At 58.7% G+C, this 23165-nt stretch carries 21 protein-coding genes and 1 riboswitch; of the genes, 7 read left to right on the forward strand and 14 right to left on the reverse strand.

Features of this window, described 5'->3' with window-relative positions:
• Window positions 1–13: 13 nt before the first annotated feature.
• The 8 genes from PhaeoP97_RS10955 to PhaeoP97_RS10990 all read right to left on the reverse strand — a co-directional run bounded on the left by PhaeoP97_RS10955 (window position 14) and on the right by PhaeoP97_RS10990 (window position 9203).
• Complete coding sequence (locus tag PhaeoP97_RS10955) at window positions 14–1252, reverse strand: aspartate kinase (protein ID WP_072505077.1); 1239 nt, start codon at window positions 1250–1252, stop codon at window positions 14–16.
• Between the two features lie 157 nt (window positions 1253–1409).
• Window positions 1410–2858, reverse strand: a complete 1449-nt coding sequence (locus PhaeoP97_RS10960; RefSeq protein ID WP_072506435.1) for a TrkH family potassium uptake protein — start codon at window positions 2856–2858, stop codon at window positions 1410–1412.
• 64 nt (window positions 2859–2922) lie between these two features.
• Window positions 2923–3621, reverse strand: a complete 699-nt coding sequence (locus PhaeoP97_RS10965) for a hypothetical protein (protein WP_072506436.1) — start codon at window positions 3619–3621, stop codon at window positions 2923–2925.
• A 346-nt stretch (window positions 3622–3967) separates the two neighbouring features.
• Window positions 3968–5071 (reverse strand): GTP cyclohydrolase FolE2, encoded by a 1104-nt coding sequence (gene folE2 / locus PhaeoP97_RS10970; RefSeq protein WP_072505078.1) that lies wholly within the window; start codon window positions 5069–5071, stop codon window positions 3968–3970.
• A gap of 201 nt (window positions 5072–5272) precedes the next feature.
• Window positions 5273–6463 carry an O-succinylhomoserine sulfhydrylase gene (metZ, locus tag PhaeoP97_RS10975; protein WP_072505079.1) on the reverse strand — a complete coding sequence of 397 codons (1191 nt, stop codon included), beginning with the start codon at window positions 6461–6463 and terminating at the stop codon, window positions 5273–5275.
• A 60-nt stretch (window positions 6464–6523) separates the two neighbouring features.
• A riboswitch (SAM riboswitch) is annotated at window positions 6524–6602 on the reverse strand.
• A 159-nt stretch (window positions 6603–6761) separates the two neighbouring features.
• Window positions 6762–7376, reverse strand: coding sequence for an inner membrane-spanning protein YciB (locus PhaeoP97_RS10980; RefSeq protein ID WP_072505080.1), 615 nt, complete (start codon window positions 7374–7376; stop codon window positions 6762–6764).
• Window positions 7377–7444: 68 nt separating this feature from the next.
• Window positions 7445–8347, reverse strand: a complete 903-nt coding sequence (locus PhaeoP97_RS10985; RefSeq protein ID WP_072505081.1) for an EamA family transporter — start codon at window positions 8345–8347, stop codon at window positions 7445–7447.
• Between the two features lie 313 nt (window positions 8348–8660).
• On the reverse strand, window positions 8661–9203 hold the full coding sequence (locus PhaeoP97_RS10990; protein WP_072505082.1) for a winged helix-turn-helix transcriptional regulator: 543 nt from the start codon (window positions 9201–9203) through the stop codon (window positions 8661–8663).
• Window positions 9204–9242: 39 nt separating this feature from the next.
• Between PhaeoP97_RS10990 and PhaeoP97_RS10995 the strand changes: the two genes are divergently transcribed.
• Both PhaeoP97_RS10995 and PhaeoP97_RS20305 read left to right on the forward strand, forming a co-directional pair.
• Window positions 9243–9614: a VOC family protein gene (locus PhaeoP97_RS10995; RefSeq protein ID WP_072505083.1), complete on the forward strand. Its 372-nt coding sequence runs from the start codon at window positions 9243–9245 to the stop codon at window positions 9612–9614.
• A gap of 103 nt (window positions 9615–9717) precedes the next feature.
• Window positions 9718–9873, forward strand: a complete 156-nt coding sequence (locus PhaeoP97_RS20305; protein ID WP_157891248.1) for a hypothetical protein — start codon at window positions 9718–9720, stop codon at window positions 9871–9873.
• Between the two features lie 222 nt (window positions 9874–10095).
• Here PhaeoP97_RS20305 and ftsY read toward each other — a convergent pair whose 3' ends face one another.
• Both ftsY and PhaeoP97_RS11005 read right to left on the reverse strand, forming a co-directional pair.
• Complete coding sequence (gene ftsY, locus PhaeoP97_RS11000; protein ID WP_072505084.1) at window positions 10096–11292, reverse strand: signal recognition particle-docking protein FtsY; 1197 nt, start codon at window positions 11290–11292, stop codon at window positions 10096–10098.
• 105 nt (window positions 11293–11397) lie between these two features.
• Complete coding sequence (locus tag PhaeoP97_RS11005; RefSeq protein ID WP_072505085.1) at window positions 11398–12081, reverse strand: lysoplasmalogenase; 684 nt, start codon at window positions 12079–12081, stop codon at window positions 11398–11400.
• A gap of 225 nt (window positions 12082–12306) precedes the next feature.
• On the opposite strand from PhaeoP97_RS11005, the gene PhaeoP97_RS11010 reads away from it, so the two are divergent.
• The gene (locus PhaeoP97_RS11010) at window positions 12307–12705 is read left to right on the forward strand and encodes a hypothetical protein (protein ID WP_072506437.1); all 399 of its coding nucleotides are present in this window, start codon (window positions 12307–12309) and stop codon (window positions 12703–12705) included.
• A 71-nt stretch (window positions 12706–12776) separates the two neighbouring features.
• Here PhaeoP97_RS11010 and xseA read toward each other — a convergent pair whose 3' ends face one another.
• Window positions 12777–14324: an exodeoxyribonuclease VII large subunit gene (gene xseA / locus PhaeoP97_RS11015; protein WP_072505086.1), complete on the reverse strand. Its 1548-nt coding sequence runs from the start codon at window positions 14322–14324 to the stop codon at window positions 12777–12779.
• A 135-nt stretch (window positions 14325–14459) separates the two neighbouring features.
• Between xseA and purD the strand changes: the two genes are divergently transcribed.
• A complete protein-coding gene (gene purD, locus PhaeoP97_RS11020; protein ID WP_072505087.1) occupies window positions 14460–15725 on the forward strand; it encodes a phosphoribosylamine--glycine ligase in 1266 nt (421 codons plus the stop codon).
• Between the two features lie 296 nt (window positions 15726–16021).
• A complete protein-coding gene (locus PhaeoP97_RS11025) occupies window positions 16022–16903 on the forward strand; it encodes a bestrophin family protein (protein WP_072505088.1) in 882 nt (293 codons plus the stop codon).
• Window positions 16904–16958: 55 nt separating this feature from the next.
• Here the strand turns inward: PhaeoP97_RS11025 and PhaeoP97_RS11030 are convergent, their stop codons facing one another.
• Together PhaeoP97_RS11030 and PhaeoP97_RS11035 are read right to left on the reverse strand one after the other, a co-directional pair.
• Complete coding sequence (locus PhaeoP97_RS11030; RefSeq protein ID WP_072505089.1) at window positions 16959–18731, reverse strand: DUF1217 domain-containing protein; 1773 nt, start codon at window positions 18729–18731, stop codon at window positions 16959–16961.
• 295 nt (window positions 18732–19026) lie between these two features.
• Complete coding sequence (locus tag PhaeoP97_RS11035) at window positions 19027–19350, reverse strand: 2Fe-2S iron-sulfur cluster-binding protein (RefSeq protein ID WP_072506438.1); 324 nt, start codon at window positions 19348–19350, stop codon at window positions 19027–19029.
• 324 nt (window positions 19351–19674) lie between these two features.
• Between PhaeoP97_RS11035 and PhaeoP97_RS11040 the strand changes: the two genes are divergently transcribed.
• On the forward strand, window positions 19675–20205 hold the full coding sequence (locus PhaeoP97_RS11040) for a peptidoglycan-binding domain-containing protein (protein ID WP_072506439.1): 531 nt from the start codon (window positions 19675–19677) through the stop codon (window positions 20203–20205).
• Between the two features lie 39 nt (window positions 20206–20244).
• Entirely contained in the window at window positions 20245–20991 is a 747-nt protein-coding gene (locus PhaeoP97_RS11045) for a Crp/Fnr family transcriptional regulator (protein ID WP_420848980.1), read from the forward strand.
• A gap of 533 nt (window positions 20992–21524) precedes the next feature.
• Here PhaeoP97_RS11045 and PhaeoP97_RS11050 read toward each other — a convergent pair.
• A complete protein-coding gene (locus PhaeoP97_RS11050) occupies window positions 21525–23024 on the reverse strand; it encodes a Do family serine endopeptidase (RefSeq protein ID WP_237028928.1) in 1500 nt (499 codons plus the stop codon).
• Between the last annotated feature and the right edge of the window lie 141 nt (window positions 23025–23165).

The raw sequence follows: 23165 nt of genomic DNA on the forward strand, positions 1-23165 counted from the left end.
GGTCAGGACCAGATCAGGCCGCCTTGTCCAATTCAAACGCATCATGCAGTGCTTGCACCGCAAGTTCCATGTATTTCCGGTCGATAAGCACCGAAATCTTGATTTCAGAGGTGGTGATGACTTTGATGTTAATGCCCTCATCCGACAGCACTTTGAACATCTTCGCCGCAACTCCAGATTGCGAACGCATGCCAATACCAACCACGGAGACCTTGGCAACGTCGCGGTCGGCCAGCAGTTCCGCGTAGTTCAGCTCGCCCTTCTCCTTGACCGCCTGCAATGCCTGTTCTGCACGCACAACCTGATCGGTCGGGCAGGAGAAGGTCATATCGGTGCGGCCTTCATCTGAGATATCCTGCACGATCATATCCACATTCACGCCCGCTTCGCTCAGCGCGGTGAAGATATGCGCCGCAATACCGGGACGGTCGGCAACCGATTGGACGGTCAGCTTGGCTTCGTCACGGGAATAGGCCACACCGGCCACAACATTGGATTCCATGATTTCCTCCTCGTCGCAGACCAGGGTTCCGGCCTCGTCCGATTGTTCCTCGAAACTGGACAGCACGCGCAGTTTCACCTTGTAACGCATCGCCAGCTCAACCGAGCGGGTCTGCAAAACCTTGGCGCCCAGCGACGCCAGCTCCAGCATTTCCTCAAAAGCGATCTTATCCAGTTTGCGCGCCTTGTCGCAAATCCGCGGGTCGGTGGTATAGACCCCGTCCACATCGGTGTAGATATCGCAGCGCTCAGCCTCAAACGCCGCGGCAAAGGCCACGGCAGTGGTGTCCGATCCCCCCCGGCCCAGCGTGGTGATGCGCCCCTCAGGGCTGATCCCCTGAAAACCCGCAACAACGGCCACACGCATACCTTCGCCGAACTTGGCGTTGATGTTTTCCGGCGGGATTTCCTCAATCCGCGCCTGGCTATGGGCGCTCGTGGTCTTCAGCGGCACCTGCCAGCCCTGCCAGCTGCGCGCCGGGATATCCATTTCCTGCAGGGTCAACGCCATCAGCCCGGCGGTGACATTCTCGCCAGAGGACACAACGGCATCATATTCGCGCGCATCAAACAGTGGCGAGGTCTCATTGACCCAGCCGACCAGCTCGTTGGTCTTGCCCGACATGGCAGAGACAATAACGATCACGTTATAGCCCTTGGCCACCTCGACGCCGACGCGTTTCGCCGCGCGGCGGATGCGGTCAGGATTGGCGACAGATGTGCCGCCGAATTTCATCACAAGAACGGGCATGGGGCAAAACTCTCCGTGCGCTTGCGGGTTTCAACTCCCCGCCTCTTATGCGAGCGGCCCCACAAGGGCAAGCCTGCGGATTGTAGCGATACATATAGATACGCCGGGGAAACACGCACTATTGATGCGTCAAAGCGGCGCGTTACAGACAATCTGCCTAGTTGCGCCAGAAACGGATGGTCAGAATGGCATAAACAGCCATCAGTTCCAGCCGACCGATCAGCATCGCCGCACTCAGGATCCACTTCGCCCCGTCGTTCAGCGTCGAGAAATTGCCCGAAGGCCCGATCCGGTCGCCCAGACCGGGACCGATATTGGCAACTGCCGTTGCCGCGCCTGACACAGCGGTCACAAAATCCAGTCCCGTCAGCGCCAGCGCCCAGGCCACAATGCCGAGCGTGACAACAAAGAACATAAAGAATGAGATCACCGAGCTCAGTACCTCGGTATCCACCGCCCGCCCCTGATAGCGCGGCACAAACACGCCATGCGGCGAATGAATACGCTGAATCTGCACCCGGATCGAAGCAAAGAGCAGCTGATAGCGGAAAATCTTGACCGAACAGGCAGTTGATCCCGCGCACCCGCCGATCAGCCCGACAAAGAAGAACAACGTCACAAGGAAACTGCCCCAGGTCATGTAGTCAACACTGGCATAGCCGGTGCCGGAAATGATGGAGGTGATATTGAACAGGGCTTCGCGCACCGCTTGTTCAGGATGGTGCGGAAAGATATAGACCAGCACGCAGGAGGTCACGATCACCAGAACAGCAATTGTCGCCAGAAACGCCTTGATCTGACTGTCGCGAAACAAGGGCTTGGATTGACCGTTTATCAGTTGCACATAGCGCACAAACGGCAATGCGGCGAGGATCATAAAAATGGATGCGGCATATTCCGGCGCGCCAGAGAATGCCCCGAACGAGGCGTCATAATTGGAAAACCCACCCGTTGAACTGGTGGTCAACGCGTGCACCAGCGCATCGAACGGTTCCAGTCCCAACAACATGTAAACCACCATGCACGCGATCGTCAGCCCCACATAGATCAACGAAATCTGCTTGGCGATCGCCTGGGCGCGAGGCAGAATTTTCCCCATGGTATCAAACGCTTCAGATCTGAAAATCTGCATGCCGCCGACCCGCAGCTCGGGCAAGAACACCATGGCGACAACAATAATGCCGATACCGCCCAGCCATTGCAGGATCCCCCTCCACAGCAACAAGCCGCGCGGCAAATCGTCAAGGCCGGAAATAACAGTAGACCCAGTGGTTGTGAGGCCGGACATGGCCTCGAAAAACGCATCGACAAAACGCAATTCAGTCCCGCCAAGCATTAAAGGGATCGCGCCAAACAACGGCAGCGCAACCCAGACAAGCGTGGTCAACAGAAATGTCTGTTGAATCGTCAGCCCTTCACGTACCCCATTGGCACAGCTCAACGCGATCAATCCACCGCCAAGAATGGTGATGACCCCGCTTTCCAGAAAGACAGGCCATTCCCCCTGCCCGTCGTATAAATCGACAGCCAGAGGAAACACCATGGTTGCCCCAAGAATGGCCACCAAAAGGCCAATGACATATCCAACCGGACGTAGATCCAACATTTGCGCAGCGTTGGCCTCCACCGGACGCGGTGTCAAGAGAGCGCGCGCGCTAGATGTTCTGCCGTTATTGTTTTGTCGGCTTCTTTGGCGTGGTCTTGGCGGTATCTGTGGCAGATTTGGCTGTGGCAGTCCCGCCACCCTGCCCGACCATCAGCGCCTGACTGCTGGTGCTGCTGGCCTGTTTGGCCCCCATCGACGAGGCCGCTTTCGATGCTGGTTTGGCGGTTTCTGCCTTGGGAGCTGCGGACTTGGGCTCCGCGCCCTGTTTAACTGGCATGGCCGCAGGCGTTGCCGGAGCACGGGTATTTTTTCGGGTCGAGGTCGCAGCCGTGGTCTCAGCATCGCCCGGGGTGCGTTTGCTCGCAAAATCAGATGCCGCAGCCGCGCTGGCCTTGGCTTGCCCCCTTGTGGATGCAGGTGTCGACTTGGCCGCTGACACCTGTGCGGAACGGGCGGGTTTGCGCGGCGCTTTACGACGGGGGGCTGGGGTTGTTTTGGCAGCAGCTGCCGGCGCGGGTTTGGCTGCTGGGGTAACACGCGTTTCTGGGCGGCTTGCGGGCATCATTTGGGCTCCGACCAAGTTCACACCAGACGACTTTGCCCCGGCGGCGAGCACCTGGCCCGCCAGTGTTATCTGCGCAGACGGCATCGCGCCCATCAAGGCAATTGCGCCGCGCCAGAACCGCATCTGTCGCCCAACAATCGTCCCTGCCAATTCCGCAGGTGTCCGGGGAAGGTCAGTGAAGTCAAGTAGAGGGATCATCAAAATCTCCTGTAAGGCGGATCGAACCGCCACGATATTGCCGCGCCCAGCATTGGGCCAAACCTGAACAACGGCCCAGATGCGCCGAGAACCAAAAAAGCACCGGCTGGTCATCCACCGTGCCAGACGCTCAATGCGCCTTGGCCAAGACCTCCGTTGCCTTTTGGATAGGGGCAATGCATATGCAATCACCCCTTCTGGTTGCAAGTTTACTTGATTCCTGCGGCATTGCAGCAAAAAAATGCCGCACCGCAGAAGTGTCCGTCAGACATAGAAAAACCGCCGCCCAAACGGGCGACGGTTTCTTATTTCATTCAATGTCCAGCACGTCTGCAGAGTCCGATTCTCAGCCTTGATGGATCAGGGTGGAAAACAGCTTGGGATCAATACTCCGCGTGGCAAAGGTCGCCCCCTGCGTCAGCACGCTAATCGCATCATGGCTGTGGAGGCTTTCCTGATGGCTGGCCACAACGCGAAAGTCACCGACCCGAGGATCCGATTGCAGCGCCTCACAGAACAGCCGCGCAGCATCTTCAACAAAGATCGGATTGGCGGCGTTTAACTCGGCAAAGGCCTGCTCGTCCTCGCGCTTGACCATGACCTGGGTTTCGGTCGGCACCGCGCAGCGACAATGGTCGATGACATCCTCAAACCACAGCACTGGCGCGCCCGGTTCCTGCACCAGAGAAATCCGTGCCACGGATCGCTGCGAATGCGGCGTGGCCAACTGCCCCCGTGAACTGCGCGCGTGTTCGCTCAACTCCAGCGAGCAGGGACAGGTCGAAGAATAAACATAATCGAGATGGATAATCTTCGTCCGCTCGCCGTCGTGATCCACAATTTCCAATGCGATGTCATAGTATTGATAGCCCGACAGTCCCGAGCGCAGGCTCTCAATCTTGACCGGAAACGAGAACCGCATCTGCAAACGGGCATCGACGCTTTCGAGATCGGTCAGATAGTCATCCAGCGCCGCTTCCATCACCTCAAAGCTAAAGGTCCGCTCGGCGTGTTTGTAGAACGACCGCATAATTCGGGACATGTTGATGCCCTTCTTGTCCGCCTCAAGGCTGACGGTGCCGGTCACGCTGGTTTCCAGCGTCAAATCTCCATTGTCACGGGTGTGAAAGCGAATCGGCAGGCGAAAGTTGGAAATCCCAACATGCTGGATCTGCTCATGCGCACCACGGATCAGACTAGAGGGACCGTTCTGCAGGTCCGGCAGGGTTGCGCGATAGTTGCTGTCAGCCACAAACCCCTCGGGGTAGTGCCGCGACAGATCGGGATAATTGCCGGCAGGTGCATCCGGGAGCAGCCGTGCAACCGCCGGGTTCAACTGGGCAATTTCGGTCTCGGTGGCCGCGCTGGCCCATTGGCGCAACAGGTCGAGCGCCTCTTCTGCATCCGCTCGATCAGGCGCCTTGGTCATACTACGCGAGTGAGAGTTCATGAAACAGAGACCTCCGCTGGCGCTGCCCATTATCAAGCAGCAGGTTTGGTTTTAGTCTGTTACGCAGCAGATCGCAAAACGGATCATTCAAAAGCGTCGTGTTATGCGCGAATACGGCGATTGACGCAGCAACATCCGGCGCATCAGGCAGAGAGGGGGCAAACCCTGCCCCTTCACCTTCGTTGATGCACCGAAACCGATTTATGATTCTGCCGCAGACAGCGCCTGGGTCAGATCCGCAATCAGATCCTCGGCATCCTCCAACCCGACGGAGAAACGCACCAGACCGGGCGTAATGCCCAACTCGTCCTTCAGGGCCTCTGACAGACGTTGATGGGTGGTGGTCGCCGGATGGGTGGCGATAGATTTCGCATCGCCGAGATTGTTGGAAATCACCGGAATGGTCAGCGCGTTCAGGAAGCGAAAGGCTGCATCCTTGCCGCCCTTCAGATCCAGCGAGAGCACAGTGCCGCCTTTGCCGCCCAGTTGCCGCTGCACCAGCGCGTGCTGGGCATGATCTTCCAGACCCGGGTACATCAGCCGACTGAGCGCCGGATGACCGCTCAGCGCCTGCGCCAGTTCCAGCGCGGTCTCCGCCTGGGCATTTACCCGCAGGGAAATCGTCTCCAGCCCCTTTAGCAGGGTCCAGGCGCTGAATGGGCTGAGGCTGCCGCCGGTGTGTTTCATGTAGGGTTCGACGGTGCCTCGGATGAAGTCACGCGTACCCAGAATGACACCGCCCAAGACCCGGCCCTGCCCGTCGATATGTTTGGTCGCAGAGTATATCACCACATCCGCGCCCTGTTCTATCGCGTTGGAGAAAACCGGTGTCGAGAACACATTGTCCACCACCACAGTGGCGCCGACCGCATGGGCCAGCTCTGCCACGGCAGCAATATCGATCACTTCCAACGTCGGATTGGACATGGATTCGAAAAACACCGCCTTGGTGTCCGACCGCAGCGCCGCCCGCCAAGCGTCAAGATCGGTGCCGTCAACAAATGTTACTTCAACCCCATAGCGGGTCAGGATATTCTCAAGGATATAGAGACAGGAGCCAAACAGCGCCTTGGCCGAAACCACATGGTCACCCGCCTTCAGCATCGAAGTAAGCGCGCCGTTGACCGCCGCCATGCCCGATGCGGTGGCAAAGGCATCTTCCGCCCCCTCCAGCGCGGCAATACGCTCTTCGAACATGGCCACCGTTGGGTTGCCGTAGCGGGCATAGATGAATTCATCCGGGCCGGTCTCGATGAACCGGGCCTCGGCCTGTTCGGCAGTGTCATAGACAAAACCCTGGGTCAGGTAGATCGCTTCGCTGACCTCATTGTACTGGCTGCGCCGGGTGCCGCTATGGACCAGTTTGGTGCGCTTGTTCCAGGTCTCGCTCATCTCATGTCTCCTTGCGCGTATTGCGCATTAAAAAACCCCCGTTCGGCCAAGCGAAAGGGGGTCCTTCACATCCTGACCTCTTTAGCGGGATTGTTTTACGTGGCCCGCAATCCGGTAACAAATCGCCACGATATATATGTCTCGGATACGCCCAAACCGCCTTTCGGTCAAGACCACAGCACCCCAGGAACGCGGTTGGCGTTCGCTTTCACATCACGTCCGCGTGCGCAGTTATCAAAGGCGACAGCATGCTTGCGACATGCGACATCGGTGGTCCGCATGGGGCGCAGGCCGCCGCTCACTCGGCGTCGTCAACCTCGGCATCCGGCAGCGCATAGGCCTGAAACACCCGCGCCTGCGTCATGAAGAAGGCAAACATCGCCAGCGACAGGCCAAAGGTTTTGAAGTAGACCCAAGTGTCGGTGCTCTGAGTACGCCAAATCAGCTCGTTCGCGACTGCCAGCGCAAAGAAGAATACGCAGAGCCTGCGAGTCAGGATCATCCAACCTGCGTCCTGCAACGGCATAAGCTCTTCAATCATCAGCTTGAGATAGCTCTGCCCCTTTAGCAGACCAACCCCCAGCGCACTGCCAAGCGTCACATAGAGGATTGTCGGCTTCATCTTGAAAAACCGCTCATCATTGAACCAAACCGACAGTCCGCCGAACAGGATCACGATCACCAGCGTGCCGATCTGCATCTTGGAGATATGGCCAGTGAGCCGCCACAGAGCCAGGCTGGACAGCACCATCAGCGGAATGAACGCGGCCGTCACAACAATAAAGCCTTTGTATTCCTGCCCGCCGATCATCAACAACTCATCGCGCAGCCGCAGATACCCGACGAAGAACAGCACCAAGGGGCCAAATTCCAGCACCATCTTGAGGGTTGGGTTGATCGGTTGTCCCGCCATTTCTAATCCTGCCGTTCCTGTCTGTTGCCAGCGGTTCCCGCCAGCGCCTGTTGCGCGAAATCTGCGACCTAGCCGCCGATCTCCACTATCACGGCCCCCAGCGCGATCAAAGCCATCAGCGCAATCCGGCGTGGACCAACCGTTTCCTTTAGCACCAGCCAGCCGATCAGGGCGGCAAAGACGGTCGAGGTTTCGCGCAGCACCGCCGCCTCGCCCACCTTGTCCAGCCGGGTGGCAAGCATCACGGCACCAAAGGAGCCAAAGGCGATCACACCGCCGAGCAGACCCTTCGCCATCAAAGGCCCGGGGTCAGGGCGCGGCGTCATCGTCCGCCAGCGCATATAGGCATAAGGCGGCATCGCCAGCCCGTCGATGAAGAAGAACCACGCAAGAAAAGTAAAAGGATCCGCGGTCGCCCGTATGCCATAGGCATCATAGGTGGTGTAGAGAGCCACCAATACGCCGGTGGCCACCGCCAGCGCCAACGCGCTGCCAAGAGTGTCGCGATTGTGGGTCAGGTTGCGAAAGTTATAGAGCGCCAGACCAAAGATACCTGCCAGCAAAACTGCAACTCCAAACCACTGCACGGGCAAGAACCGCTCGTCAAACAGCACAGTGGCGCCAATCACCGTGAACAAGGGCCCGGTGCCGCGCACCACCGGATAGACCACAGTATAGCTGCCCTTACTGTAGGCCAGCCCCTGAAGAATTTTGTAAACCACATGGATCAACCAGACGGCAGCAAAGATTGGCCACATGTGCGGTTCCGGCCAGGGCACGACGAACAACGCCAGTGGCATCGCCATCATCCCGTAGGAAAAATCAATTGCCCCGCGCGACAGCCAAGGGTCATATCGCCCCTTCTGCAAGGCGCCAAACACCGCGTGCAGCACCGCCGCCAGCACTGCCAGCACCAACGCGGCATGATGCCCCGCCTCCGTGCCTTCCAATGAGATCAGCCAATCGCTCACACAAATAACCTTTGTACAATGACGAAAGGCCGGGGGGCGCCCCTGAACCCCCGAGGGTTATGCGTAAGATATTGCCTCTATTTTCTTCTCTGACAGAATGCAAGCCGTCGGTTTCTCTGGACGGCCATCCGGGAGCTGGTGGCGGGCGGGCCTCCCCGAGGGATCACCCAATCTGCGGTCGCAAGATATCTTTCTACCTGTCAGATCTGCCCGGCCATCCAAACGGTAGAAGGGCCTTCGCTGCGTAATGCGTGAGCTGGCAAGACACGGAACAAGCTGCCCTTCGTAATCTTCAGCTAAATGACTGGTTTCACTAGATGAAAGTAACCGCAGACCCCGTGACTTCACTTATGATACTGCCAGTGCTCACTGCTGAGTATCGAGACCGAGGCGGTCGCGTAAGTTCGTCAATTTGACGGCACACCCAATTTCTCGCTTCCAAAGTTTTTAACGACTGCGACAAGGCGCGATCCGTTATCGGTGCAAGGTCTCGTTTGATCTCTATAAAGTGGCGCGGGGTGTGAAGTGATGCCAAAACGGGAAGCGTCCACGAACGACGAAGCAGGCCTTGATCTTCTTCTTTCGAAACGCGGTTGATTTGGCTGGCGAGTTTGGCGGCAGATATTCCCATTTGGGTAAGCCGGAACTCTGGACGCAATGGATGGCCATGGCCAGGGTTTCGTTCGACCAATCCTATTGTGATCAGATGATCCATACTTTGTACGAAAGCGGTCCTGCCAGCACCGGTTGCGGCCAGCAGTGAGGCTTGCCGACCTGGAATGCCAGCGTGAAGATGCGCAAGGATTGGTAAAGCCCAAGCTCTTGAAGTGATGTTGACAAACAAACCAATGTACATAAAGTATAGTTACTATACATTGAAATATAAGGGAAGCCTATGTCACTCATTTCAGTAGATAAAACGATTACCATTGCGATGTCGGTGAAAGATCGGCACGCCAGCGCGAAGTGGTACCAACGCATGTTAGGTTTTGCGCTGCTTTACCATGCTGATGAGGCAGGATGGTCCGAGATGCAGACAAACACACCCGGTGTTGCAATCGGTTTTGGTGAACATACCAAACCCGTGCCGGGAAATTGTGTTCCCGTTTTTGGGATCGCCGATTTGGATACTGCAAGGCAAAAGCTGGAACAGGCCGAAGTAAAGTTCGATGGTGACACTGACATTGTCGAAGGCATGGTCAAAACCGCAACATTTTACGATCCAGACGGCAATGCGCTGATGCTTGCTGAGGATTTGACTGGCTAGGCCGCATAATGCGCGGATTGATTGTCGCTGCTACGTCTCATGTGCTTATGGCCAGGCTGCAGTTACCGAACCTTTCAGGGAGGTCACCATTGCAGTTCCCGTGATGTCCATTGACGATGCGGAACCTTGGTATTTCAATTTATTTGGCTCGGGTGTTGAGGTTTTTCACCCGGTTCCTGGCGTTGTAGAGTTGTTTCAAATCTATGAAGCCGGCGAACAGCAAGCAGCTGGAAACATCGTGCGGTTTTTTAGTCGGTGACATCGAAGAAACTCAGCGCGCAGGATCCGATGCATTTGACGCTCGCAGCCTGATTTTGCCACGCGCGGCATGACGGGCCGCTTTGATGAATCCGCAAGGGCATTGAGCAGTCCAATACTTAAGGTCTCCACGGGCAATGCCCTTGCTACCGCAGCATGAAAGTGTTGACCGGACTCACACGTTAAATATCTTCAGCCAGAAGGCGCCATCATAGATTGGGGATCAGGATTTCTCCAGACCGGTCAGCGCGGCGGCGAATTCGTCGGGATCGAAGGGAGCCAGATCGTCGATCTGCTCACCTACGCCAATGGCATGGATTGGCAGGCCAAAGCGGTCTGCCAGCGCCACCAGAACACCCCCTTTGGCAGTGCCGTCCAGTTTGGTCATCACCAACCCCGACACATCAGCCAGTTTCTGGAAGGTATCGACCTGATTCAGCGCGTTTTGTCCGGTGGTGGCATCCAGAACCAAGAGCGTATTATGCGGCGCGCTGGGGTCTTTTTTCTGGATCACCCGCACGATTTTTGCCAGTTCTTCCATCAGATCCGCGCGATTTTGCAGACGCCCTGCGGTGTCGATCATCAACAGATCTGCGCCGTCCTCCTGGGCACGCGTCATCGCATCAAAGGCCAGGCTAGCCGGGTCAGACCCCTCGGGCGCGGTCAGCACCGGCACCCCTGCACGGTCCCCCCAGACCTGTAGCTGTTCAACGGCGGCCGCACGAAAGGTGTCGCCCGCCGCGATCACAACCTTCTTGCCTGCCGCCTTGAACTGACTGGCCAATTTGCCGATAGTCGTGGTCTTGCCAGATCCGTTGACGCCAACCACCAGCACCACTTGCGGACGTTTCTCATAGATCGGCATCGGGCGTGCGACAGGTTCCATGATCCGGGCCACCTCGGCGGCCAGAAGTTCCTTGATCTCGCGGGTAGAAAGACGTTTTCCAAAACGCCCCTCCGCCATATTGGCGGTGACGCGCAACGCGGTGTTCACGCCCATATCGGCACCAACCAACAGATCCTCCAGCTGTTCCAGCATCTCGTCATCCAAGGCCCGACGTGGTTCATCAACCTTGCCGCGCCCGATCAAACGCCCAAGGAGTCCGGGCGATGCGGGGGCCGGAGCAGGCTCTGCCGCGGCGACGGGCTTCAGAGCAGGTTTGGCGATGGGTTGGGCCGGGCTGGTGGAGGGGGTCGGCGCCTCTTTGGCTTGTTCGGCAGGCTGTGTGATCGGCGTGTCAGCAGGCGCATCGTTTGGCGCGGATTCTGGTGTCGGCGTGGGTTCGGGGGCCAGATCCGGCGTGAGTTCAGGCTCTGCCGCGGCTGTCGCAGCGGCCTCCTCGACGATGGCATCCAGCCCTTCCTCAAGCTTTGTTGACGACTTGAACAGCCGATCCTTCAGTTTTGAGAAAAACGCCATCTCGGCCTCCGCATACAGGTTCTTCGCGAGTTATCACGCGGACACCTAATGCGGTTTTACGGCAAGTGCAAAGCACCTGACGTGCGGATTCCCTGAGAACAGCGCTCAGCCTCCGTAAAATGCCAGCAAAAACCCCACCTGTGCCCCCCAATAGAGCGGCCAAACCACATATGGTGTAATCCGGCGTGCGGGATGGTCCTGATCCAGCACAAAGGTTTCAAATGCGAGCACTATGTCCGAGGCCATAAACGCAATCGCCGCAGGCAGAACCAGCGCCAGCCCCACAACAGCGCCCCCCAATGGCAAAGTCAGTGCCGCCAGCCCCATGCCGATGATAATCGGCACATAGGCCAGCATCGGCGTCTTAAGCGCACCTGCACGCGGTGCCAGCAGCCGAACCATCGCCAGACCGGCCAACACCAGCACCGCCACCCCAAAGATCTGCGGCATCTGCGTTAGCCGCGCAACGTCGCTCAGGTTCTGACCAAGAAACAGCCAAATATAGACCAGATGCCCCGCAGCAAAGGCACCGACCCCCCCCATGAACGCGCCCTCTCCATCGCGCGAGAGACAGAAATCCCCCACCGCACAAAGGCCAAGCGCCACGACCAGCAGCACTGGCCCACCACCCAGCCAGGCAACAATCGCCAAAAGAAACACCGCTCCGGTCTTGGTCACGCTGCGCAGTGGGCCGGGCGCACGCGCGGTCAATCCAAGATAAACCAGTGCAAACAGAGCCGCGATCAGGATCAAGATATCCCCGAATGGGCTGCCACCAATATCAATCATGCTGCTCTCTCCCCCGCATAGGGCGCTGGTCTGTGCCAGGTCCCATGCGCAGTGTTGCCCGCACGCGCCTGCGTGGTCAAAGGTGACGCCGCGAGAGGCAGAGCAACAGCGCGAGAGGCAGAGCAACAGACTGCCACGTGCCCGCCGCTTTGCGGTCCGTTGTCGGCACCGCAGTCACACTCGGAAACATTGGTCACAGCCGCGCTGCTCTGGCACAATTGGCATATGCAGATTTTTGGGTCGATTCTTATTGTGGTCCTATCCGGTGGTCTGGTCCAGGCCGGGGCGCCGCTTACGGCAGATCAGTTTGATCGCTACACGCAGGGGCGCACGCTATTTTATGGCTTTGACGGGGTGCCCTACGGGGTGGAGCGCTACCTGCCGGGCCGCCGGGTGATCTGGTCGTTTCTGGACGGGCAATGCCAGGATGGCGAATGGTACCCTCAGGCCGATCAGATCTGCTTTGTCTATGATGAGATCGGCACGCCACAATGCTGGCAGTTTTCCGTAGGAGACAGCGGGTTGATTGCCCAGTTTGACGGAGACCCCGAGGCAACTGAACTGTATGAGGCCGAAGAACTGGGCGAAGAGATGCTCTGCCTTGGTCCGAAAATTGGTGTCTGAACGGATAAACTGGACAGGGCCAGATCTGCTATAGGATCGGCCCTATCTGCCACCTGTCCGCAGCTTCGGTATTAGAACAGAGATCCCTGATCGTCGGCACTTGGCTTTGCGTTATCTGGCGTGTTTTCCTGCGGCTTTGCCGCCTGTGCCTTGCGTCTGGGCCGCGCGTCAGCACCTGCATCCATTGGGGTGACATCAATCTTTGCATCGGCAAATTCAATTTGCAGGTGGCTTTGCGATGCCGCATCAGCGGCGCAGGTAATCACCCCGTCCGCACCATGGACCACCGCATAGCCACGATCCAAAGTCGCCTTGTAGCTGAGAATCTCAAGCTGACGGCCACTGGACTCAAGCGATTTTCGATAGCGGTCCAACCGTTGTGTCTGTCCGTTGTCCAACCGTTGCGCCAATTGCGCCAGCCGATCCTGCTGCCTAGCAAGCCCTTGTTGTATGGGGCGAATGTTCAGACGCGATGACAAGTTGCGCAGCTGGTCGCCGCGTGCCTGTACCAATTGTCGCAGAGTCGCCGGGCGCAGACTGGCGGCGGTTTCGCTCAGCCGCAGACGACGGCGATCGACACCCCGGATCAGCGCATCCGGCAGCCGGTCGGCAATCCGGTCCAATCGTTGCCGCGGGGTCTCTAGCAATGTGTCAGGCCGTGGCAGCGCGCGCGACAGATCATTCAACCGTTGGCGACGCATCTGTACGGCCTGCCCTGCCGAGCGCACCAACCGTGCCCCCTGCCCCTCGGTCCAGCCCAGCAGCTCCAGCCGCACAGGTACCGCCAGTTCTGCCGCCGCCGTAGGGGTCGGCGCGCGCCGGTCAGAGACGAAATCAATCAACGTGGTATCCGTTTCATGTCCCACTGCCGAGATCAGCGGAATGTCCGAAGCCGCCACAGCGCGGGCCACGATTTCCTCATTGAACCCCCAGAGATCCTCAATCGAGCCACCGCCACGGGCGACGATGATCAGATCAGGGCGCGGCAGCGCACCGCCCGGCGTCAGCGCATTAAAGCCGTTGATGGCGCGGGACACCTCGGCCGCAGAGCTTTGCCCCTGAACCGCGACCGGCCAGACCAGAACCTTGCGCGGGAAGCGGTCGCGCAGACGATGCAGAATATCGCGGATCACCGCCCCTGAGGGCGAGGTCACGACACCAACGATCTGCGGCAGGTAGGGCAGCGGTTTCTTGCGTTCAGACGCAAACAACCCCTCGGCTTCCAGCTGCTTCTTGCGTTTTTCCAACAGCGCCATCAGCGCGCCCTGCCCCGCAACCGCGACCTCTTCGACGTTCATATTGTATTTCGACTGCGCCGGGAACGCGGTCAGGCGGCCGGTGACAACCACCTCCAGACCTTCCTCCGGCACCACGGACAATCCGGCGATCTGCCCTTTCCAGGTGGTGCAGGCCAGAACCGACCGGTCGTCCTTGATGTCGTAGTAAAGATGGCCGGAGCGCGCCTTGAACACGCGGCCCACCTCGCCTTTTACCCGGATCCGTCCAAAACTACCCTCCAACGTGCGTTTCACCTCTCCCGAGATCTCTGAAACGGTGAATTCAGGAGCATTCTGCCCCGGCTGATTGTCCGGGGTTGGATCGTCAAACAGGTCGGACATTGCGGGGCTGCTCTCCTGCGGCTTGAGGCTGGTCTTGTTTTGAAGTCGCGCGCAGCATAGAACCCGCCGCAAGCAAGGCAAGCCCCGGCATTTCATGCGGGCTGCTGTGGCGCAGGCAGATCGGAGAATACGGACATGAACATCCTCATCCTCGGCAGCGGCGGGCGGGAACATGCGCTCGCATGGGCCGTGATGCAAAACCCCAAATGCGACAAACTGATTGTGGCACCGGGCAATGCAGGCATCGCGCAGATCGCTGATTGCGCAACGTTGGATATCGAAAACGGCGGGGCGGTGGCCAACTTCGCAGAAGAAAACGCCATCGACTTTGTGATCGTCGGCCCAGAGGCTCCGTTGGCATCAGGCGTGGCGGATCGCCTGCGCGAGGCGGGTCTGCTGGTCTTTGGCCCTTCGGAAGCGGCAGCGCGGCTGGAAGCGTCCAAAAGCTTTACCAAGGAAGTCTGCGACGCGGCCAATGCCCCCACCGCAGGTTACGGCCATTTTACCGACGCCGGGGCCGCCAAAGCCCATGTGCGCAAACACGGCGCCCCAACGGTGGTAAAGGCGGACGGTCTGGCCGCGGGCAAAGGCGTGATCATCGCCATGAGCGAAGATGAGGCCATCGCGGCCATCGACGACATGTTTGGCGGCGCCTTTGGCGGTGCCGGCGCCGAGGTGGTGATCGAAGAGTTCATGGAAGGGGAAGAGGCCTCGCTTTTTGTGCTGGTCGATGGCGAAGATGTGCTGGCAATCGGTTCAGCCCAGGATCACAAACGTGTCGGCGAAGGCGACACCGGCCCCAATACCGGCGGCATGGGGGCCTATTCCCCCGCCCCGGTTCTGACAGCCGAAATTGAGGCCCGCGCGATGGAAGAGATCGTAAAGCCGACGATGAAGGTGATGTCAGACCGCGGCATGCCCTATCAGGGCGTGCTATATGCCGGTCTGATGATCAAGGATGGTTTGCCGCGACTGGTGGAATACAACGTCCGCTTTGGCGACCCGGAATGCCAGGTGCTGATGATGCGACTGGGTGCGCAGGCGCTGGACCTGATGCAGGCCGCCGCCGAAGGTCGCCTGGCAGAGGCACAGGTGAACTGGGCGGATGATCATGCGATCACCGTTGTGATGGCGGCCAATGGCTATCCCGGTGCTTATGAAAAAGGCACCGAGATCAAGGGCCTGAACAGCCTGCCTGAGGACAGCAGCAATATGGTGTTCCATGCCGGCACCAAACGCGAGACCGGCAAAGTACTGGCCACCGGGGGCCGCGTGTTGAATGTGACTGCCCGTGGGGACACCCTGCAAGAGGCCCGCAACCGCGCCTACGCGATGGTTGATCAGATCGACTGGTCTGAAGGGTTTCACCGCCGCGATATCGGCTGGCGCGCACTGGATTGACACGGCGACATCGCTGGGAATGCCACAACAGCAGGCGGCGGCTCCCGCCTGCTTGCCCTCCATCAATGATAGAGCCGTGCAGTTGGGCATGGCCGCGCGCTGCGCGCCCGGCCGTGGCTCTGCGTTCAGCCGCCCATAGGTCAGAGCCGCTCAAGGCCAGAAACTCTGTGTGATAGGGATCCGAATGCGTCATAGATTATGGCGCGAGCGCGACCAAGCTGCCGTTTTCGGCCACGCGATGCCCCCGGATCACCGTTAGGCTGTCCCTGCCACCTTCAAGAACGGAGCCAACCTCGATGATCCTGCGCGACAAACCCGGCCTGATGCAGCTGCTCTTTGCGCTGCGTGGCTCTGTGCTTCCGCGTATCCTGCCACGTATCCTTGGGCTGTCTGCGCTCTCCGCCGTTGTGCTTTGGATTGATGTCAGCGTAATACGCCTGCCCCATACCAACGCCGCGCCATTCGCAGTCTTTGGCATCGCACTTTCGCTGTTTCTGGGGTTTCGCAACAACGCAGCCTATGATCGTTGGTGGGAGGGGCGCAAGCTCTGGGGGCAATTGGTTGCGGATCTGCGCAGCCTCAGCCGCGAGGTCGACCTGTTTGTCGGCGACGCCAATAGCCGCCAACGGATCCTACGGCTGGCACTGGGCTTTTTGCATCTGCACCGGATCAGCCTGCGCAAGGTGGACGACACCTCAGCTGTGATCAATTGGACAGGCACAGATTTCTCTACCGCACCCCACCCGCCCTGCGCCGCCCTGGATGCGCTGACAGCAAAGGTCGCGGACAAGTCCGACGACGGCTTTGCCCGCAAGGCGCTTGGCGAACGTATTGCCAGCATCACCTTGGCACAGGCCGGTTGCGAACGCATCGCCACCACGCCATTGCCATACGTCTATTCGCTGTTGGTGTTCCGCACGACCTATCTCTATTGCTTGCTGTTGCCCTTTGCGCTGATCGACGGGGCTGGCTGGTTGACGCCGATTTTTGTTGGCATCGTGGCCTATGTGTTCTTTGGCCTTGCCGAGGTCACGGAAGAACTGTCGCACCCTTTTGCTGAGACAGGCAACGGTCTGCCGTTGGATGCCATATGCCGCACAGTAGAACGCGCCATCGCCCCCAAGCTGGGACTGGAGGCCCCGCCGCCGTTGCACCCCGTGGACTATTACCTTTCATAGGGTTGGAGCCACTGGAGCATCTTTCTCTCTCACCTGACGTACGACAGCGAGCCCGTTAGAACAGGGCAAAAATCGGATCAGAGAACCCCGTTGCCGTCAGATCACTATTCAATTCGCTCAGCAGTAGGAAACGATTGCGGAATTCATCCAGCTTATCTGCCTCTAGCAGGTCGGCAGGGTGGGTCGTGCCAAAAGAGGCAAAAGCGCGGTCTTTCATCTCGGTCACCTGGCGGTCCACGCTCAGCTGCCCAAAACTGGATGGCAACCCAAGCGCGGTCTCAAAAAACGACTTAAGCGGCGGCGACCCAATGATACCGAACCAATGGGCGTCTTCACTGCCACCGGCATCCGCGATCGATTGCAGCTCGCGTTCGAAGGCGAGAGCAAGGCGCATGTTCGGATCACTTTCTCCGATGGCGATTTCAAAATTCTGATCCTTGTAGAGGCCCGCAATTTCCTCGGCAAAGCCTGGCGGATAGGTCCGGTCACTGCCGCCTGGGTTAAAGGCAAAAGCACTCGCCATCGCCTTAAGCTTTGGATCGCGGTGCAAATTCGCATAGGATATTTCAGACGACAGATCCGATTCAAAGGCCCGGATCATCACATTGAAATCCAGGGCGCGTTCATTGATGTTAAATACATCAAGTCCAGCCTCAAATGCATCAAAATCAAAGACATACTGACGCGGATTTTCATAGCCTGCCAGTTTTCCATCGACTTCATCTGCCAGCACCTTCATCTTGCTTGGCGCTGTCGGCCATTCATTCTGAAAAGCCTCGGCAAAGTCGTAATACGCAAGATTGCTGGGCTGGTTCACAAAGGAATTCGGGTCCGACAGGTCCGATTCCAGCACCTGACGCAGATAATCCTCGCCTGGATTGCTGACATTGAACTGATCCAAGGCCTCTTCCAGCAATTCTGAATGCTCAAACAGCTCTTCCGGGGTCGAGAAACCATCGATGTCAGGCACACCAAAGCCAAAGGCCCGCGACATAGCCAGATACCGGGGATCTTCCTGCTGATTCACAGGCGATGCCGCGTCATAGGGGTTGGATTCCAGCATCCGCTTTAGAAAAATAGGGTTGGTGTAAGTCAGATCGAAGCTCTCGATCATCGCATTCAGCAGGTCATCATTTCCCAGCAGCTCATCCGCGTTGGCCGGGCCTTCGCCATCGTTCAAGGCTTTGAATTCCCCGACCAGTGCCTCCATGCTGCTGGTGTATTCCGGGGGCTGGTTAAATTTGAATTGGCTGGCAAAATCCGCAAGGCGCGTATCGCTCAGACGGTTCACAAAAGAATCCTGATCGGTCAGATCTGATTCCAGAACCCGCATCAAAAAGAACTCGTTGCCGGCGTATTTTTGCAAGCCAAATTCATTCAGCGCCTGGTTCAACAGCGTGGGTTTCGACAGCAGATCCTCAGCGCTGGTCACATCGGCATAGGGTTTTTCTGCACTTGCACTTGGCAGTTGAGGGCCGTCTTCACTGCCAAAACCAAAGGTCTGCGCCATGCCAAGGTAGCGGCTGTCATTCAGTCGGTTGGCAAAGGACGTCGGCTCAGACAGATCCGACTCCAGCACTTTTTTGATAAAGGCACGGTTGCCGATATCCTCTTCCAGGCCAAAAGCCCCAAGCGCGACCTTCAGGACATTGTAGTTGTCCAGCAGTTGATCGGCGGTCTCGATGCTTTCGATCTTCTGCGAAAAATCCTTCACAGCCCGGTCAAGTATCGGAGACTTATCGAAAATCTTCTGTTGCTGGTCGCGGGTCCGATCCAGAAAATTCCATCCGGCAATCCCGGTTCCCAGCACATAGGGTGAAAAGGTCACGCGCCTGTCTCCTGCTTGCAAACGGGTCCCGCCGGGGCAATCCGGGCGGAGTCTCTGACAAGAGCATACGGCCAAAGTGGTGAACAAATCTCCAACACACGCAGGTTACACCACTGCGTTTAGACAGAAAATGAGCGCAAATTTATCTATGGATGCATACACCAGCGCCCGACGGGACGTAGCGCGCAATCCGGTCGGGCTGTTCATCGCGCAGGATGGCATCAACCCCCGCGTGACGCAGGGAGCGGGGCCAGGCAGGCGTCATCAGACACCGCGCAGCCCCACTCAACCCTCATCAGATCTGTTTTTCGGGCATATGCACCACCAGACCGTTCAGATCATCGCTAACCTTGATCTGGCAGGTCAGACGCGAGCGGGCGGGATCCGGCTCATAGGCGAAGTCAAGCATATCCTCTTCCATGTCGTCCTTCGCCGGCAGTTTCTCAACCCATGCGGCATCGACATAGACATGGCAGGTCGAACAGGCGCAGGCGCCGCCGCAATCTGCCTCGATCCCCGGAATATTGTTGTCCCGCGCGCCTTCCATCACGGTCAGACCGTTGGCCACGTCCACAACGTGTTCGGCACCATTGTGTTCGACATATGTGATCTTTGCCATCTTCAGCTGCATCCTTTTTCGCGTTGCGTCCGAGGTTGTAGCCAACCACTGTCAACCGCGCCAGTCCGAAACTGCCGACCCCGGAAAACTCGTCGAAAAAGACCCGTCAAAACTGCATTTGTACCACTTCAGACGTATGTTGCGCCAACTTGAGCAGGCAACGGGGGTTCGCGCGTCTTCTTTCCACGGTCGCATCTTGGCGCGCCTACAACTGGGCTTTGCGCCAGACCGCGAATTGCAGTACCCTGATGCAGGATTGTGCGCCTTTGGAGGCATATGTCGCGGCATCACGGCTGCCAATACGACGACACGGGGACTTTGTTCATGGATGAGCTTTTGCGCCTTCGACGGGCCTGGCTTGCGCTGGGGTGTCTGGCGGTGCTGTCGGCCTGCATTGAGCCGCAATCTGGGCCCGCCGCACAGGTCTCGCGCGCGCAATCCGCACCTGCGGCTCCCCCCGGCGCACCACCCGGCAGTTGCTGGAGCACCCATACAACGCCCGCCGTGATCGAAACCGTCACCGTGCAGGTGATGACGCGCCCCGCCATGACCGCCGCAGACGGCACGGTCCTGCGGCCAGCGCGCTTTCGCCGCGAGACCCGGCAGAATATCGTGCGCCCGCGCCGGGAGAGCTGGTTTGAAACGCCCTGCCCCGTCGATATGACACCGCAATTTGTCGGCTCAGTTCAGCGCGCCTTAGCGGTGCGCGGTCATTACGATGGCGAAATCACCGGTGTTTTGGACGCGCCCACCCGTACCGCGGTGCGGAAATTTCAGGAACAGGATGGCTTTGCCAATGACGACTTGTCGCTGGTCAGCGCCCGCAAACTGGGGTTGGTCGCCATTGAACACTGAAACACACCGCTATCGCCGCAACCAGATTGCAGGCCTGACATGAGCCCGCTGCCACCGGCCTCCGGCACGCCTATCAGGGCTTCTGGCGTTGCCCCTGGTACCGCGCGTTCCGCTGCCCGGCGCAAATGGTTGCTGCCGGATCGCGGTTTCCTCTCCGGCGCCTCTGATCGTTTGCTGGAAATGTTGGACAGCCAGGCCAGCGAGGTGCTCTTGCAGGCCGGCGAAGAGCTGTTTGAACAGGGGGACGAGGGCGACGCACTTTATGCAATTGTCAGCGGCGCGGTGGAATTTTCCACGCTGTCAGCAGCGGGGCGGAAACTATCGCTCGACATTATGCGCCCCGGTGCAGTTTTTGGCGAGATTGCGCTGTTTGATCCTGGCCCGCGGACAGCCACCGCAACGGCGCTGGAACCCAGCCGCCTGCGCCGCTTGCGCAGCGGCGATGTGCTGGCAAAACTCCAGCACCACCCCGCCTTGGCGGGCGACCTGTTGCGACTTGCAGGTCAGCGGATGCGCTGGATGAACACACAGTATAGCGAACAGGTTTTCCTGCCAATGCCGGTGCGACTGGCGCGTAAATTGCTGTACCTTACCACCGATGGCGGCGATGGCCGGTTGTCCCTGTCCCAAAGCGAGCTGGCCGAATTTGTCGGCGCCACCCGCGAGGCGGTTTCAAAAACCTTGTCGCAATGGAAACGCAGCGATGTGATCGACATCAGCCGCGGCGGTCTCACGATCCGCGACCGCGCCGCGCTGCGTCTGCTGGCGGATCCAGATCTCGGCTGATCCCGACTGTTGGGAAACGTCAGGCCGACGCAAATGCGGATAAACCCACCTCAATTGTGAACTGGGTTACAGACCCGCTCCATCGCAGTGGGGCATGATCGACACAGGCCGCCGTTATCCGTTCCATCCCAACGGTTGCCTGTCCCATCCAGAGCCATGTGTCACGGCACATGGCTCGACGGGACCCTGGAAATCCGCCGGGTGCAACCGGGGATCATCTGCGCCATCTGGGGCGGCGGAAATCTGTGAACAGCTCGTTGGATCGAACAGAAGGTGCCTGGAGGTGCCTGGGGTCATTGGACCCATGTATTGACGCCTCCCGTCGGCGTGAGTCCGTGACACGCCGAACCAAAGGCTGGGGGCAATTTGGCCGCCCTGTCCGATCCACGCAAAAGGGCCGGGCATCCAGCCCGGCCCTTTTGTTATGGCTTCATAGTGTCATGGCGGCATCTCTGTCGGACAGATCAGACCAAGACTACAGGTTGCGCAGCGTTCAAGTGCATAGGCCGCCGGCTGTCCCGGCAGCCCTGCCTTCACTCACCCAGATTCAGCGCCACAAAGCGCGGCTCACCGCCACGACGTACAAGCAGCAGCAATGACTTGCGGCCTGCTTCCTTGGCGTCTGAAATCCGCGACTCCAGCTCACTGATCGAGGTCAGTTTCTGCTGGCCTGCTTCGGTGATCAGATCGCCTGCACGCATGCCTTTTTCCCAAGCTTCCGACGTGTCATCCACCGAGGTGATCACCAGACCATCCATGCCATCCGGCACGTTCAGATCGCTGCGCTGATCGTCATTCAGACGGCTGACCGTCAGGCCCAGCAGCTCTTTTTCGCTGGTTTCCGGCGCTTTGTCATCGCCACCTCCAGGTGTGCTCTGACGCTGTGCATCTTCGCGACGACCCAAAGTCACGCGCAGAGTTTCGGTCTTGCCCTCACGAAAAACCCGCACGCGCACTGCTTTGCCAACTTCGGTATTGCCGACCTGCCGTACCAATGCACGGGTGTCTTTTACGTCGACCCCGTCAAAGGACAGGATCACATCGCCTGCCAGCAGACCAGCGGCCTTGGCCGGGCCTTCGGGCACATCAGTGACCAACGCGCCTTTGGCACTGTCCAGACCCATCGCCTCTGCCACGTCTTTGGTCACGTCCTGAATGCGCACGCCTAACCAGCCGCGGCGGGTTTCACCGAATTCCTTCAGCTGCGTCACAACTTTGCTGACCACATTGGACGCCATGGAAAACCCAATCCCGATGGAGCCGCCATTGGGCGACAGGATCGCAGTGTTCACACCAACAACCTGACCATCCATGTTGAACAGCGGCCCGCCAGAATTACCCCGGTTGATCGCTGCATCGGTCTGGATGTAATCGTCATAAGACCCCGACAATTCGCGGTTGCGCGCCGAGACGATCCCGGCGGAGAGCGAAAACCCCTGTCCCAATGGATTGCCCATCGCAACAACCCAGTCGCCTACACGGGCCAGATCGCTGTCGCCAAACTTGACAAATGTCAGCGGCATCGGGGCTTCGACCTTCAGAAGCGCAATGTCGGTGTTGGGATCGGTGCCCACGACCTTGGCCGGCAGCGGCACTGCGGGCTGGCCTTCACCGGGGAAAAACTCAATCTCGATCTCATCCGCTTCTTCGATGACGTGATTGTTTGTGACGATATAGCCGTCCTCCGAGATCACAAAACCGGATCCCAACGCCGAGGACCGGCGCGGACGGTCACCCTGATCACCGTTGCGATCCTGAAATTCGCGAAAGAAATCCTCAAACGGCGAGCCTTCAGGCACGATGCCCTGCGGACCAGAGCGCCCTTCGACCACCGTAGTCGTGGTGATATTCACCACCGCGCGGCTGACTTTGTCGGCCAGTGGGGCCAGACTCTCGGGGCGGGCCTGCGCAATGGCCACCTGCGCCAGCACCATCAGGGTGCTGACCATGGCCAGCCAGAACAGACGCCACTGCGTTGTCTGGCGCACGGGTTGCCGCGCGAGCGCTGGGGCGCTGCTGATTTTATTTTTCATTGCCTGTGGCTGCACGAAACTACTCCTTAGTTGTCGCCATATTCCATGTCCTGAGGCGGGGCCTGCGCGGGCGGGCATCTCAGAAACCGCTGAGGACGATGTGCTGTAATGTAGTCTTTCCAATTCGCGTCACAACAAATG

Origin of the sequence: Phaeobacter porticola (assembly GCF_001888185.1) — a bacterium.
In the GTDB taxonomy this organism is placed as follows: Bacteria; Pseudomonadota; Alphaproteobacteria; order Rhodobacterales; family Rhodobacteraceae; genus Phaeobacter; species Phaeobacter porticola.